The organism is Streptomyces sp. NBRC 110028 (assembly GCF_001417735.1).
In the GTDB taxonomy this organism is placed as follows: domain Bacteria; phylum Actinomycetota; class Actinomycetes; order Streptomycetales; family Streptomycetaceae; genus Streptomyces.
This window is the reverse complement of the sequence record NZ_BBUZ01000025.1, coordinates 520,000-535,208: the sequence shown is the minus strand read 5'-3', so window position 1 is coordinate 535,208 and position 15,209 is coordinate 520,000. Positions and strand designations below refer to the sequence as shown.

At 75.4% G+C, this 15,209-nt stretch carries 1 protein-coding gene (running past both ends of the window); it reads right to left on the bottom strand.

Every position in this 15,209-nt window falls within one protein-coding gene, locus ASC60_RS14750, for a lonely Cys domain-containing protein, read on the bottom strand. The gene is 72,429 nt long; 40,560 of those nucleotides lie to the left of the window and 16,660 to its right, leaving coding positions 16,661–31,869 in view — codons 5,554 (partial) to 10,623 (complete); reading right to left, the first codon wholly in view occupies positions 15,205 to 15,207. The start codon and the stop codon both lie outside this window.

Genomic DNA, 15,209 nt, shown 5'->3' with positions numbered 1-15,209 from the left:
CGCGGTGAGCCGGGCGGGCGAGGTCTCGGCGTCGCTCCAGTCGTCCTCGGCGTGCGGGGTGGGCGCCGAGGCGCTCGGAGCGGTGATGGCCGCGAACTGCCAGCTCATCCCGTAGTCGTAGGCGTGCGAGGGCTCCGAGGTGAACGCCAGCGCGGACATCGAGATGTAGCTCTCGGGGACCGTCATGGTGACGCTCTGCTGGTTGTGGGTCAGCGTCAGCTTCGGGGTGAACGTCTGCGAGGCCACCGCCGGGTTCCCGGGGTCGTGGACCAGCCAGGTGCGGCCGTAGGAGAGCGGCAGGCTCCGGACGTTCCCGGTGCTGCTGGTGTGGCTGGTGTCGACCGCGGTCCGGTTGCGCTCCTCGATGTACATCCGGCGGCCCTCGGGCGTGTCCTCGGTCATCACGGGGGCGGGCCGGTGGCCGAAGAGTTCCAGCCTCGGCGACACCTGGTACGTCCGGCCCCGGTAGGTCACCGTGCGGGACATGCCCTTGGGACTGAGCAGGTACGGCAGGGCGTCCAGCAGTTCGTCGGCGCTGTACTGGGCGGCGATGTCCGCCTCCAGCGCGGCGATGCCCTCCGGGTCCTGTGCCTCCAGCTCACCCGGCTGCAGTTGGGCCGCGGCCTCGGCCCGGACGGTCCGGCTCAGGTGCGCGTGCAGCCAGTGGACGGTGTCCTCCGGGAACGGCAGGACGTGCACCGATCCCTGGAGGCCGCGGTGGCCGCTGCCGAAGCCCGTGACGAGGGCGGACAGCCCGGGGGTGCCGTCGTCCGTTGCCTCGGTCGGGTCGGAGTCCGGGTCCGGGTCCGGGTCGCCGGACTCCGAGACGGAATCCGAGGCGGAATCCGAGGCGGAATCCGAGGCGGAATCCGAGGCGGAATCCGAGCCCTCCGGCTCGGGTCCGGCGTCCGGCTCCGCGTCCGGGTCTCCGGGCTCCTGGTCCGGGTCCGGGTCCGGATCGGCGGCGGTGAGGACGGCCGGGGCGGCCGCGGGAATCCCCGCCGGGATGACGGTCACGGACGACGGGGTGCCCGGATCGGTGGAGTCGCCGGACTCCGCGCCGGCCGGGTCCCGCCCGGCCGGACCGTCGTCCACGGGGGGCGCCTCGCTGGGGGGCGGCGACTGCGGGCGCGTCCCGGGAACCGTCAGGGCGGACGCGGAGTTGGGCACGGGCCGGACCGGGGGCGGGGCGTCCGTGAGGGTCGTGGGGTCGAACGGGTTCTTGAAGCGCCAGTCGTCCGCCGTCGGCGTCGCCACCTGCGGCGAGGGGGACAGGGACAGCACCGGGTACCGCTCCTCGCTGGGATGGGCGATCCCCGTCGTGGCGTAGGTGGTCGTCACGGAGCGGCCCAGCCGCTTGCCCAACATGAACGGCAGGCGGGGGCCGTCCAGGCCGGGGACGTCCAGCACCAGGGCGTCGTCGAGATCCCGGTCCACCAGCCTGGGGTGATAGGCCATCAGCGCCACGAACTCCGTGAACGGCACCCGGAAGACCCGCGTCTGGCTGCCGAAGCGCAGGCGCAGGGCGTCCGGGTCCGACGGATCGTAGGACGCCCGCACCACGAAGGGCACCGGCCGTTTGTCAATATCGGTGATCTTGAGGTCGTCCTCATCGACCCACGGGGCGCGGACGAGGCCCTCGGACGTCAGGATCCTGGAGGTGTCCAGCCTGTTGATCTTCCGACCACCGGTGGACCAGTCGGTCCCGGTCCGCACCCCGCCCAGGAGCGGGTCGGTCATCCGGTCGTCCTCTGTGAAGGCTCCGGCCGTCTCCAGGTGGAACGCCGCCAGCACGTCGGGATCGGCGGCGTCATGGCCCCACACGAAGGCCCTGGTGACAAGCCGCCGCAGTTCCGCCCGGACGGCGCTGTCCACCGGGTCGGCCGTCTCCAGGTGGAGGGCCTTCCGGGCGAGGCCGTCGAGGTCCTTACCGGGCCGGTCCAGCAGTTCATGCTCCCTGACCCAGGCCCAGAACGTCCGCGAACGGTGGGTGGACCTGATGCCGGGGACGGTGGTCTCCATCGTCGACGCGACGACACGGTCCCACTGATCCCTCGTGAGGCTGTTCTTCCGGAGTCCCGCCGTGTTCACAGCGGACGACAGCGTCACGAAGTCTCTCAGGGGCGTGCCGGCGGCCGTGTCCGCCGCTTCCAGGAGCACCGCCCGGTAGTCCGCCCGGCGCGCCTCCGTCCGGCCCTGGGGGAGCTTCGCCTCGACGATCCGGTGGAAGAGGTCCATCGTGAACGGGCCCGCCGTGCCGAACCGCCCGTCGGCGTGCCACATCCGGTCCAGCGCGGCGGCCCCGCGCAGCAGCCTGGCGTACTCGGGGTTGTCCTCGACGCGTACGGCGTCGTCCACCTCGTTGCCCAGCGCCAGCTTCAGCGCCCGCACCAGTCGCAGCGTCCGGTGCCGCTGCGCCGCGGACACCCTTCCGTTCGGGCGGCTGAAACCGATCGCCCGCGCCCGGCGGTTCAGCTCGGCGGTCCTGGGCTCGGGGAAGAACTTCGCACGCCCGGACCGCCGCCCCTGGGGGTCGCCGTATATCAGGCGGTAGTAGACCCGGTCCGGCTTGCCGTCGTCGCTCGTCGCCGTCGACCGGATGGTGCAGCGCACCTTGCGCCGCAGGCCGTTCGCGTAGCGCTGTCCGACGGGCACGTCCTCCAGCGGGTCGGGGACGAACGGCCCGGGGAAACCCGCACCGCTGTGGATGTAGGAGGGCGCCCCCCGGTCCTGCGGCGATCCCGCCCAGCAGATCTCCAGGTCGGCCCAGTATTCCTTGGGGAAGACGGAAAGGCTCTTGCGCCGCGCGCGGGCATACCGCTGCGTCTCCTCACCGTCCAGTATGCGCACGCTGCCGTCGGGCAGCGGCAGCTCGACGCCGCCCGGATACCCGTGGAGGCCCTCGTAGACCGCCGGGGCCGCCTCGTCCGGGTCCGACGGGGTGAAGCGCGCGGATTCGGTGCCCGTGGCGGGGTTGTAGTGGGCGAACTCCGTCATCTGGTCGAGGTGGCGAAGCTGTCGCTCACGGCCGCTGATCAGGTCGCCGCGGCTGAAGGCGGCCCGTCCGATCTGCTTCTTCGTCAGCTTGCTGACGATGGCATAGGTCTCCACCTCGTGGTGCCAGTCGGGCACGTCGTCGGGGGAACCGGGGTCCAGGTCCGGGGGGTTGGGCACCCAGTCGCCCTCGGGGTGCCCCGCGTGGTGGACCACCCGGATCCTCGTCGGCTTCCCCGCCCGGACGGTGAGCTCCACATCGCCACTGTGCGCGTACACCGGATGGCCGGTGCGGAACGCGAGCCGGCGCGCCAGGTAGAGGAGGCCGTAGCCCGCGCGCGGGACGGCCAGCACGATCGGCACGTCCTTCGGCAGCCTCGACAGCGCCGCGTCGTGCGCCATCAGCTCGGCGAACTCCTCGATGCCCAGGTCCCGGGTGGTCTTGTCCGGCCACGGCACCACGACCTTGTGCCGGTCCCCCGACGCGGCCACGACATAGGCGGGCTCGTCCCCCTCCCACGGCTGGTCGTCCAGCCCCAGGCGTGTGATGGTGCCCTTCTTGTCCTTCTCGGCCAGGTCGACCGTCGTGGTGTCCAGCTCGCGGGCGCCCGAGCCCGTCCAGTTCACCCCCGTGCTCTCGCCGAGGCCCTGGTTGTCGGTGAACCGGTAGCGGTCGTCCAGGACGCCCTGCCGCTGGGCGTGGAACGCGGCCAGGGCGGCGAGGCTGGTCGCCCGCCCCTTCTGGTCCGCCTCCAGCACCATGCCGTACAGCTCGTCGCGGACGTCCTGGTCCACGGCCGTGCCCGCGGGCAGGTGGAGGATGCGCCGGGCCAGACCCTCCACATCCATCGGCCCGCGGAGCAGTCGCTTCTCCTGGCGGCGCAGCTGGTCCAGGATCTCCACCGCCTCCGCGTGGGGCTCCATGGAGATCTCGATCGAGGTCGGCTTCGGCCACTGCGAGACCAGCCTGTTGGCGGGGACCTCGGGGAGGCCGAGGCTCTCCACGGTGAAGTGCGCCGCCTCCAGGCGCGGCTGACCGGCCGGCTGGTTCCGCTGGAGCACGGCCAGCGCACGGCCCAGTTCCTGCAGCAACGCCACGTGCACGACCTGGGCCCGCCGCGCACCACGGTCCTGGGCCGCCGCCTGCCGGACCGACAGCTCGGCGTTGGACCGGAAGTCGTTGCCGTAGCCGGAGATGCGGACCGTCGGCAGGCCCACCTCGGCCCGCCGGTTCCGCAGCCCGGCCAGGGCCAGGCGGCGGGCCAGGTCGCGCACCTGCGCCGCGTCGGCCTCCGCCAGCGCGAGCGCCCCCTTCGCGAAGCGCACGTCGGTCTGTGGACTCAGCGCGGAACGGGCGGCTCGCTTCGAGACCGGTGCGTCGTCGTCGGAGCCGGAATCGGAGGACTCCTCGTCCGAGGAGTCGCTGTACTCGGATTCGGACGACGAGGAGTCGTCCGAGAACAGACGGCTCTCGGCATCGGAGGACTCGGACACATCCGATGGCTCCGACTCCGAGGCCCCCGACTCCGACTGGGACGCGTCAGGGGCGTCCGGCATGTCGTCGTCGGAGTCGGTGTCGGTGTCGGTGTCGGTGTCGGTGGCCGACGACGTCCCGGCGTCGGACATGTCGACGTCCGACCCGTTCCAGGCCGGCGGTGCCGAGGACGCCGAAGCCACCGGCCGGGGGCGGGGGGCGGGAGCGGTGGCCTCGGTCCAGCGGGTCCGCAGGCCCAGCTCCCGCCGCAGCGCGTCGGCCAGTTCCACGGCCGACCGGGCGTCCGGCCCGTGGTCGAGCAGATGCTCGGCGACCTCCCGTACGGCCTCGCGGAACGCGTCCCCGGCGTAGCGGGCGTCGGCCCGCGCCGCGTGCGCCGGGACGGGCAGCACCAGGAAGGCGGCGAGTTCCCAGGCCCCGGTGGCGTCCAGTGCCGCGCCGTCCGGGGTCCCGGTGCCGTCCGGGGTCCCGGTGCCGTCCTGCGGGGCCGCCTCCTCCCCCGGGGCCGTGCTCCCGCGCGTCGCGGTGCCCGCCTCGAACGCCTCGTACGCCGACCGCCACAGCCGCCGCGACACCTCGGCCGCGACCGTGTCGAGCCCGTCCGGCACCGGGCCGGACCGGTGCAGCAGCAGCCGCACCTGGTCCAGCGGCGACACGCCCCCCGCCTGGAGCCGGTCGGCGTTCACCTTGGCCTCGAACCGCTGGGTCGCGGTCAGTTCGCCACCGGCGGCGCGCAGTTCGGTCGCGGTGACGAACTCGGCCGGGTCCAGCCGCGGCGCGCCCCGGCGCAGATCGTCCTCCGTCACCTGGCCGGCGAGCCACCCCCGCACGTCCTCGCCCAGGGCCGGGGCCGGGATCGCGACGGTGTCCCCGGGCGTGGCGGCGGCCAGTTCGGCCGGTGGCACGCCGAGGTCGTACAGCAGGGTTACGGCGTCCTCCAGCCGCGCCAGGGCGTCCTCCAGCCGCTCCGCGGCGGCGGCGCGCTCCGGAGCGGCGGCGCGCTCCGGGGCGTCCGGGCCGGTGGCCCCGGCCGCCTCGGCGGCTTCCGTGGCCTCGGTGAGGAGTGCCAGCGCCTGGGTGTGCTCGTCCCGGGCGAGCGCGAGGATCCCGGCCTCCTGAACGCTGTCGTCACGGCTGTCGTCCGGGAGCGGCGTGACGGTGGCGTCGTCGCCCTCGACAGACGCGGCCGGGGCGCCGGCGGGCTCCACGGCGCCCGGCGTCCCGCTGCCGATGCCGTAGGTGGGCGGCAGGCCGCCCCCGGGCGGCGGCGCCAAGGTGGGCCGCGGGGTGGCCGGCGTGAGGTCCCGCGGCCTGATGAAGCCCCAGTCGAACGGCAGGGGCCGACGCCCCGACGCGTCCGGCGCCGCGTAGACGGTGAACGTCCGGGACCCCGGCCGGCGGTGGATCCCGGTCCGGCCGTACGTGGCCCAGACCCCGCGGCCCGAGTTCCGGGCGCCCTCCCCCGGGAGGCTTCCGAGGAGAGGCGCGCCGGCCGGGGGCCGGGCGCCGTCCGCCACCAGGAGGATGGCGGCGTTCCGGGGCGCGCGGTGCAGTACGCGGTCACGGAAGACCAGTTCGCCGAACTCCTGCCGTGGCACCGGCGCGCCCAGGAAGCCGCCGTCGAAGACGTACAGGAACGGGGGCGGAAGGTCCGGTCGGTACCAGGGGGCGGGGACCGTGCCGATCTCGATGAGCGACCCGTCGGGCGCGTAATCCACCAGGGTGACGACACTGGCGTCGAAGTCGCCGTCCAGCACGGCGGAGCCGTGGCTCAGGTCACGGCCGTTGGCCGCGCCCGCGGCGTTCCTCCCGAGCGTGAGGTCCGACAGAGCGCCCCGGCTCTCCAGGTCGTCGGCGGCTATCTCGGGAAGGGAGTGGCGGCCCGCGGCGATCGCCCTGCGCGCCAGCGCGACCGCGTCGTCGAACCGCGCGGGGTCGGGGCGGTCGAGGTGCAGGATGCCGGCGGCGAACCCCGCGCGGTCGTCGACGGTGTCCAGCAGTTCCAGCAGCTTGACCTCGGCCCACACCAGCCTGGACAGTTCCGCCTCGCCCACCGGCTGCCCGGCCCGGGTCCCCAGGACGTTCCGGGCCATGGCCTCGGCGGCGGGCGTACCCGCCGCGGGCAGCCGGTTCAGCGCGGTGATCAGGTGGGGCAGCGTGACGAAACTGCCGAGGGGGCGGCCCGGCATGGCCTGCCACGCGGCGTCGGCCAGGGCCAGCACCTCCTGGACGTGCTCGGGGCCACCGGGGCGCATATCGGGGCGGCCCGGCCGGAACTCGCGCACCACCCGGTACAGCAGGTCCAGGGTGAACTCGCGGTTTCCGGCGCGGTCGAGGACCCGGTCGCGCTCGCGCATGCGCTCCAGCGCGCCGATGCCCCTGAGCAGGTCCGGGTACTCCGTCCGCTCGTCCACGTCCGGGTCGTGGAAGGTCTCGCGCAGCGCACGCACCAGCCGCAGCGCCCGGTGGCGCGTCTTGGGGGACACGGGGCCGGTGCGGAGCCCGGCCATCCGGGCCCGTCCGTCGAGCGCGGCGCCTCGCGGCTCCGGACGGAACTTCACCAGCGCGGCGCCCTCGCCGCGGACGTTGGTCCACAGGGAGACGGCCCGGGTGCCGTCCGCCATCGTCGCGGTGGCGATGCGATAGCGGGACCCGTACACCGTCGCCCCGATATCGTTGGACGCGTCCTGTGCCGCGGCGACCACGGCGAGCGGATCGGGGACGAACGGCAGCGGACCGTCGAACTGTCCGTCCGCGACGACGCCGCCGATGCCCGGCCGCGCCGCGGAGAAGCAGACCATCAGCGCCCGGGGGCGGTGCGGCGACACCTGCGCCAGGGAGGACCAGCGGACCAGGGCGCGGGCGTACTCACGGCCGCTCAACGGCCGGGCCCCGTCCCTCGTGGCCCACAAGGCGCCGCCCGGGAAGCCGTGCTGGCCGGTGAAGACCGTCCCGTCGGGCGGCCAGGGCACGTTCCGCGGCGCGCTGAACTCATCGAGCTGGGCGTTGTAGGTGACGAGCGCGGTCACCGTCGGCAGCCGCGAGGCCGTCAGGAGCCGGAGCCAGCCGCCGTCGGGGTCGGCGCCGAGGTCGACCGAGACGAAGCCCGTCACCAAGCCCTCGGCGTCGGGAATGGGGAAGATGTCCGCGTCCCCCACCCAGTCGTCCGTCTCGGAACCCGGAGGCACCGGCCCGGGCCGGGAGATGAAGAAGTCGCCCCGGGGCCGCCCCTCCTCGTCCAGCAGGCCGAGCGCCCGGTGACCGGGCCGGCCCGGAAGGACCACCACCGCCGGGACGCCGCTGGTGGACACCACGGCGCGGTGGTTCCGGGCGGCGAACCTCCGGGGCCAGGCGGCGGTACGGCCGAAGCCGGGGACCACCAGGGTCACCGGGACATCCCCCGGGAGGGCGGTCAGGACCGGGTCGAGGGCCATCAGCTCGTTGAACACCTCGAACGGCACATGGCGCTGGAATCCCGCGCGGCCCCGGACCAGGAACTGGTGCTCGCCGGACGTGGCGAGGAGGTAGGGGCCGGGGCGGCCCGGCCCGGAGGCCCACGGCGCCGGCCGGATGTCGTCGACGGTGCTGCCCTGGTCCCGGCGGACCATCACGGCGGTGGTGCTCAGGTCGAGATCGGCCGGGATCCGGCTCCCGGTCCAGTCGATGCCCCGCGGGCGGCCCTGGGCATCGGTGATGCGGAAGCGGTCGTCGAAAGCGCCCCGGTCCATGAGGTACAGCGCGCTCAGGCCGTCCAGGCTCGTCACGCGCTGGGCATCGGCCGACGACGCCAGCCGGAACAGCTGGGCGCGCCGCTCGCCGGTCACCCGCTCCTCGGGGGTGAGCAGCAGGACGCGGCGGGCCAGCCGGTCCATGTCCAGCGGGCCGTGGCGCAGTTCGGGGTCGGCCGACCGCAGCCTGGCCAGCTCGGTCCGGGCGACCAGTTCTTCGGGCGTGAGCTGGGCCGTGGGCACGGGCGGTTGGGGCCGGCCGTGGCTCCGTGGCCTGCCGGACCGTCTCCAGGAACCCCACCATGACCTGAGTCCGTGGGTCCCGGGCCGGTTGCGATCCGTCCGGCCGCGTCCGGGCCTGTGGGTGCCGCCGGATGCGGGGGGACGCCCGCTGTAGGTGGCGCCGGGGCCCGTCTCCGGCCGGCCGGTGGAGGGGCCGGGCTCCGTGGACGGGCCGGCGGGGGTGCGGCCGGCGGGGGTCGTGGCGGGGGCGAACCGGGGGGTGGCGTCGCTGCCCTCGTAGTGCTCGGTGCCTCCCACGGGGCGTCCGGTCGCGCCGACCTCGTTGCTGTAGAACAGCTCGATCTCCCAGGCGGCGCTCGCGGGCCCGATCCCGCGCCGCATGCCGCGCAGGGTCGTCCGCCCGTCGGCCCGCCGGTTGAACCAGGCGATGTCGATCCGGGTGTCGAAGGCATGGGCCAGCAGGTGGGGGAAGGCGTCGCCGATGTCGGAGTTCCAGCGGTTGTCCCAGTCCAGGACCGCGTCGCGCAGCCCGGCCAGCTCCCGGTCATCCAGGGGGGTGTGGCGGACGACCAGGTCGCGCAGCTCGCCGCGCAGTTGCGCCGGGATGGGGAACCGGTGCTGGTCCGGCACGGGGACGCCCAGCTCGGTCAGCCGGGTCACCAGCTCGGTCTCGTCCATCCGGTCCACGGCCGCGGCCCATCCGCCGGTCACCGAGTGGCGGTACTGCAGGGCGATCTCGACGGGCAGCCGTTCCCGGTTCGCGGTCAGGTGGTCGGCGACGAACCGCCGCATGGCGGCGAGGACATGGCGGTCCGAGCTGCCGGGCACGCCGCCGCGCGCCAGGTCGGCGCGGACCAGCGCCGGGTCCGACAGCCAGGCGTGGGCGTCCCGGTCGGCGGTGGACCGGGCGTCGGCGGCCAGGCCGGGCAGGCTGTCGCGGACGAGCAGCGGGTCGCTCGCCAGGAAGGCGTGCAGCAGGCAGGAGCCGTCCCTGGCCACCGGCAGCCGCCGCCCGCGGGCCCAGCCCGTGGTTCCGTCCACCGGGGACATCATGATCGGCGTCCGGGGCGGTGGCGGAGGAGTCAGCCCCTCGGACGGTGCCCCGGGGGGTGTCCCGTCCGTCAGCAGCGCCGGAGCCGGAGCCGCGGGCAGCGTGGACGGTTCCCCCGTGTGCTGCCGCTTGGCGGGCGCCACCACGGCGAACGGCCGGGACTTCCGCTTGGCCCCGGCCCGCGGACGGGGCCGGGGGCCGCCGGCGCTCCGGCCGGCGAAGACGAAGTCGGCGGCGGTACGCGGCCGGCCGTCCGGGCCGGGGCCCAGGGCGATCGTGGTCCGGCCGTCGGCGTCGGTGAAGAAGTCCACCGTGCCGTACGCGGTGTACGCCTTCGTGCCCGTGCTCCGCGAAACCGCGTCCAGCAGCCGCTCCACGGCTGGTCCCGCCGTGGCGGGGGCGCTGCGCGGCAGCAGGATGACGACCTCGCCGCCCGCCGGGCGCTGGGGGTCGATGGAGAGCAGGTGGGCGAAGTCCTCCACGGGGACGCGGCCGGACAGCAGCCCCTCGCCCAGCGGGCCGTGGGCCCGGATCACCCAGGGCTCCGGGCCCTCCGGCCGGTCCCAGGGCGCCGCTTCGGTGGTGTCGAAGGTGGGCCTCCCGTCGGGCCCGAACGCGACGAGGGTGATCTCGCTCAGGTCGACGCCGAGGGCGCCGAGGCGCTGGTCCCCGTCGCGGCCCACCGTCGAGCCGTCGGGGCGCCGGATGACCCGCTCCGGGGCCAGCATGCCCCCGACCGCCAGGCGGAACGCGCCCAGCCGCACGCTCTGGTCCAGGTCGACACCGACGCGCCCCGCGCGCTCCAGCAGCCGCACCAGTTCCCGGCGCCGGGCCGGGTCGGGCGCGGCCAGGTGCAGGACGCGGGCGGCGAAGGCGTCCACGTCGTAACCGAAGTCCCGGACGGCGGTCGCCCCGCGCTCCGCCAGACCGAACCCGGCCAGCACCGCGAGGCTGGGCGCGGCGGCCGTCTCCGGGGCCAGGGCGATGCGCAGCAGGTCGTCCCGGTGCGCCCCGGTGACGGGCGTGTCGTCGTCCAGCAGCAGCACATGGCGGGCGAGCGCGTCCATGTCCAGCGGGCCGTCCGCGAGTTCGGGTACGCCCGCCCGCAGCGTGTCCAGCCGGTCCAGGGCGTCCCGCAGGTCACCGGGGCGGACCAGGGACCGCTGCCGGCCGTCGGTCCGGCCGCCGGTGCCGGCCGGCGGGGTGTCCAGGCCGAACGGCAGGCCGTCGTTGACGGGCAGCGGCCGTCCCCGGCCGGCGGGCGGGAGCTTCGGCGCGCCCTTGCCGCCGGGCGGCCCGGCCGGGGGCAGGACGGCCACCGGCGGGACCGGGGCGGGCCGGGTGGGCGGGGTCGGGGCAGGCCGGGTGGTGCGGAAGTTCCAGGGGCCACGCGGGTTGCGGGGGCCGCGGGGCGTCGCCGCGAGGAAGCTGCCGCCGCGCTCGTACAGGACGATGGCGTTGTCCTCGTCGGCGGACGCGGTGCCGAAGGTGTCGATCGTGCCGTTCTCGTGCACGTAGGTGACGTGCAGGTCCAGGTGCTCGGCCACCAGCCGGGCCGCGAGCAGGGCCGTCTCCCGGTTCCAGCGGCGGGAGGCCCGCAGATGCGCGCGGACCAGTCCCTGCCGCACCCAGCCGGGCAGCGGCGGGAGGGACTCGGGCAGCCGGCCGCCGCCGCGTTCGAACTCCCGGCGCAGCTCGGGGCCCAGCGGGCGGAACCCGGCCTCGTACAGCTCGTCCTCGGTGAACGTGGCCCGGGGGTCGAGCCGGACGTTCCGCGGCAGCGGCACGGTGTCCATGAGTTCGGTCAGTTCGTCGACCACCTCGTATCCGCGGCCGCCCCGGGGATCCGCGCCCAGCGCGACGGCGACCGCGTTGTAGAACTGGTTTCCGTCGCCGACCTGCGGCTGGACCAGGTCGTAGGCGTAGCCGTCGGGGTCGGTCAGCGTACGGACGTCGGTGGCCGCGTCGTACTTCGGCTGGTCCGCGTAGACCTCGTCCGCCAGGCCCTCCCAGGTCCACGGGCGGGTGGCGTGGGCGGTCAGCAGTGAGTCGTCCACCGGGGGCTCGGGCTTCGGCGGCGGGGGCGGGCCCTCGGCCACGGCGGCCGCCTCCACGGCGCGGAAGTGCCGGTCCGCCAGGTACAGCACGACGCGCTCGGCGTCGGCGCGCAGCGGGCGGTCGGGGTGGGGCGAGTAGTCCTGGTACGTGCCGTCGTCGCGGACGACGCGCACGCCCACCCCGTACATCCGGGCCGCGAGCACGGGGAGCACGTCGGCGACGCTGTGGTTCCAGCCGGTGTCGTGCGTGGCGTCGGCGGCGCGCCGGAGCTGGGCGGCGGCGAGCGCGCGGCGCTGCGCGGGGGTCAGCGGCCGGTAGCGGCGGTCGGGGGTGGGCCGGTCGCCCGCCGAGTGCGGGATCACGCCGAGGGCGTCGAACTCGCGGCGCTGCGGGGTGTCCGTGCCCAGGTCCAGGGCGGCGGCGTCCAGTTCGGCGGAGGTGAAGGTGTCCGTCTCGTCCGGGGAGAAGTACGCCAGCAGCGGCGAGTCCTCCTCCAGCCCCTCCACCGCGTCCGCGAAGGCGTCGCGCAGGCCGGCGGCGTCCAGCGCGGTGCCGTCGGACCCGACGCGGGCCGCGGGCAGCACGCGCTGGAACGCGCGGTAGAACGAGTTGTCCGCGGGGACGTCCAGCAGCCGGTGGGTGGTCCCCTCGGGGGACTTCAGCGCGAGCGCGCCGTCGCCGAGCGCGGTCACCTCGGTGTACCGGGGCGGTGTGCCGGACGTCGCGGGCTCCTCCCGGAACGTCTCCTCCCGGGTGTCCTCCCGCCGCTCCGTGTCCGTGCCGTCGGTGTCCGGCTCCGGGGTCTCGCCCCCGGACAGCTCCTCCGGCGTCTCCTCGGCGATGGACTCCAGCACCGGCGTCCGCGGCGCCCTTGGGCTGCGGCGGGTCCGCGGCCTCCCGGCCCGATCCGTCGTCGGCTCCTCGGCGATGGAATCCAGCTCGGGCGCCTTCGCCGCCTTCGGCCGGGCGGAGTGCCTGACCGGGTTCTCCGTCCGCCCGGTCTTCCCCGGCTCCCAGTCCGTCACCTGCGGCTCGGGCAGTCCGGCGCGGGTCGGGACCGCGCCCTCCTCGCCGCTGGGCGGGTCCTCGGGCAGCCGGTGCCAGCGGGTGAGCCGGTCGGTCTGGGCGCGCAGGTGGTGGAGAGCGTCCGCCGCGTCCTCGGCCTTGCGCTCCTGGCTCCGCGCCTCCGCGACGCGCGCCTCCACGGCGCGCGTCGCCGCCCGGAACGCCTGGGCCGCCGCGTGGGCCGCGTCCCGCGCGCCGGCCAGGCTCTCCTCCGCCGCGGCCGTACGGCGGTCGAAGTCCTGCCGCGCCGCCGCCGCCATCCGGTCGCGTTCCCGGCGGCGGATGCCGGCGACCAGGGCGTCCGCCTCGGCCAGCGCCTTCCCCGCGCTCGCGAGCCGGGCCTCGGCGGCGGCGCGCCGCGCGGGCGTGTCGGTGTCCGTCAAGGTGTGCAGCAGGGCGGTCTGGTACGTCAGCAGCTCCTGTGCGGCCAGTTCCGTGGCGGACCGCAGCGCGTCGGCCACCGGGGCCGGGAAGTCTCCGGGGGCCTGCTCCAGCGCCGCGTCGGCCGCCGCCATCGCCGCCGCGAAGTCCCGCCGCGCCGCCGCGAACTCCGCTCCCGCGGCGGCCTCGGCCTCCCGGCGCTGCCGCCGGGCCACCGAGCGGGCCACCATGGCGGCGGCGGCGGCCTCCCGCAGATCGGGGAGGTCCCGGCGCAGCTCCCAGTACTTCGCGTCCTCGTCGGCCCACGTCTTCGCCGCGTCCTTGACCTTGGTCCACGCCGTGGCGACCGACTCGGGGAAGTTGTCGTCGGTGATCAGCCCGAGCTGGCGGGCGACGTCCTCGCGCACCCAGGCCAGCACGTGGGTCTGCGACTCGACGGTCTGCGGGCCCGGCTTGACGCCGAGCGAGCCCATCAGGTGCTTGCGGACCCAGTCGCTCAACGGCGAGTCCTTCAGCTGCCGCTGGACCTCGGCCACGCTCAGCCAGGCGGTGGGGACGGCGAACGCGAACACCCGGCCCGTGCTGGGCTTGACGTTCACCTGGCGGGCCTGATCGCCCGCGATCACCCGCCCGTCGCTGTCGGAGGTGTCGGCGCCGGTGCCGGAGGCGCCCGGGTTCGCCGCGCCGACGGTGTCCGACTTCAGGGCGGGCGCGCCGCCGAAGACGGTGTTGTGGTCGCCGCCCTGGGAGGCGGTCGCGTTGTCGCTCTGGGTGGCCCGGACAGAGGACTCCATCCGGGCGCCGTCGGCCACCGCCAGCAGCTGCGCACCGGCGAAGTCCGGCCGGGAGAACACCCGCAGTGCTCCCTCGGAGCGGTCCGCGATGCCGTTCTCGACCAGGCCGGCGGTCTCGTAGCCGCTGTTGCCCGAGGCGTGTTCGAAGAACGCGGAGAGCGCGCCGGAGCCGTGGGAGTCCTCCAGCACCTGCGCGGAGCCGGTGCCCTCGGCGGTCAGCGGGGTGATCCGGGCGGTGCGCAGGGCCCGCTCCAGCGCCTCCCCGGTCAGCCGGCCCGAGAGGGCGGCGAGCCGGTTGTCGTACGCCTTGCCCAGCGCGATGGTGCTCGCCGCCAGGATGTTCTCGGCGCCGACGATGTTGCGGACGTGGAAGCCGTTCCTGGGCGGGATGAACGGGCCCTGCGTCCCGTCGGGCAGGGTGACGGCGCGCCAGGAGTCGAAGACCCCGGTGATGTCGCTGTCCGCCCTCACCGGGGAGTCGTCCCCGGTGAGGACGTTCACCGCGGCCGCCTCGTCGGCGATCTCCGCCGGCGCCAGCGGGTCGGGCCCGTCCGCCGGGGCGCCCGGCGCGGTGTCCGGCCGCATCAGGCTGAGCGGGACGATCTCGCGCTGGATGCCGACGTCCCCGCTGTGCTCGATCCGGCGGCTCTCCGGGCGCCGGGGCTCGTCCCCCCTCTTCCGGCCCATCTCCATGGTGATGCGCAGCCGGTAGCGGGTGGCGTACTCGGCGTGCGGCTCGCTGGTGTACGTGCTCCACAGCCGGCCCCGGACGCGGGCGTCGGTCGCGGAGACGTTCTGCCGGTTGGAGCCGGTCTCGGCCATCGACGGGCCCGCCACCGGCACATGGGCGTCGCCGGTGTGGACGCCCTCGTTGACCAGGGTTCCGGCGTCACTGCCCCGCCCGGAGGGGAAGGCGTCGCTGTGGCTCTCCACCGCCCAGCGGTGGTCCTCCAGTTCGGTGCGCGGCCACAGCTGGACGAACCGCTGCTCGCCCACGGGTTCGAGCTGGACACGGATGCGTACGTTCCGCCCGCCGATCCGGACCCGCTTCCAGCCGGGGCCGCCGATGCGGGCGGTCACCCCGGCGCCCCTGCCCGCCATCTCCCGGCGCAGCGCGCGGGTGACCCGGGCCGAGGTCAGACGGTGGATGGCCTCCCGGCTCTGGTCGTCGATGGCCAGGTCGTTCAGCCGCCGCTCGAACTCCTCCACGACCTTCGAGGTGTCCAGGGAGTTGACCGGGTACGTGGCGAACGGGGCCTTGCGGAACCACCGGGGCTGGAGCCAGCCTCGGCGGGTGTACGACGGGCCCCCGCCGAGGTCGTCGCCCCGGATCAGGCCGAGCCGGTGGGCGACCCGCTCGGGCAGGTGGCCCAGCCAGCCGCCCTTGATGACCTGCCGCT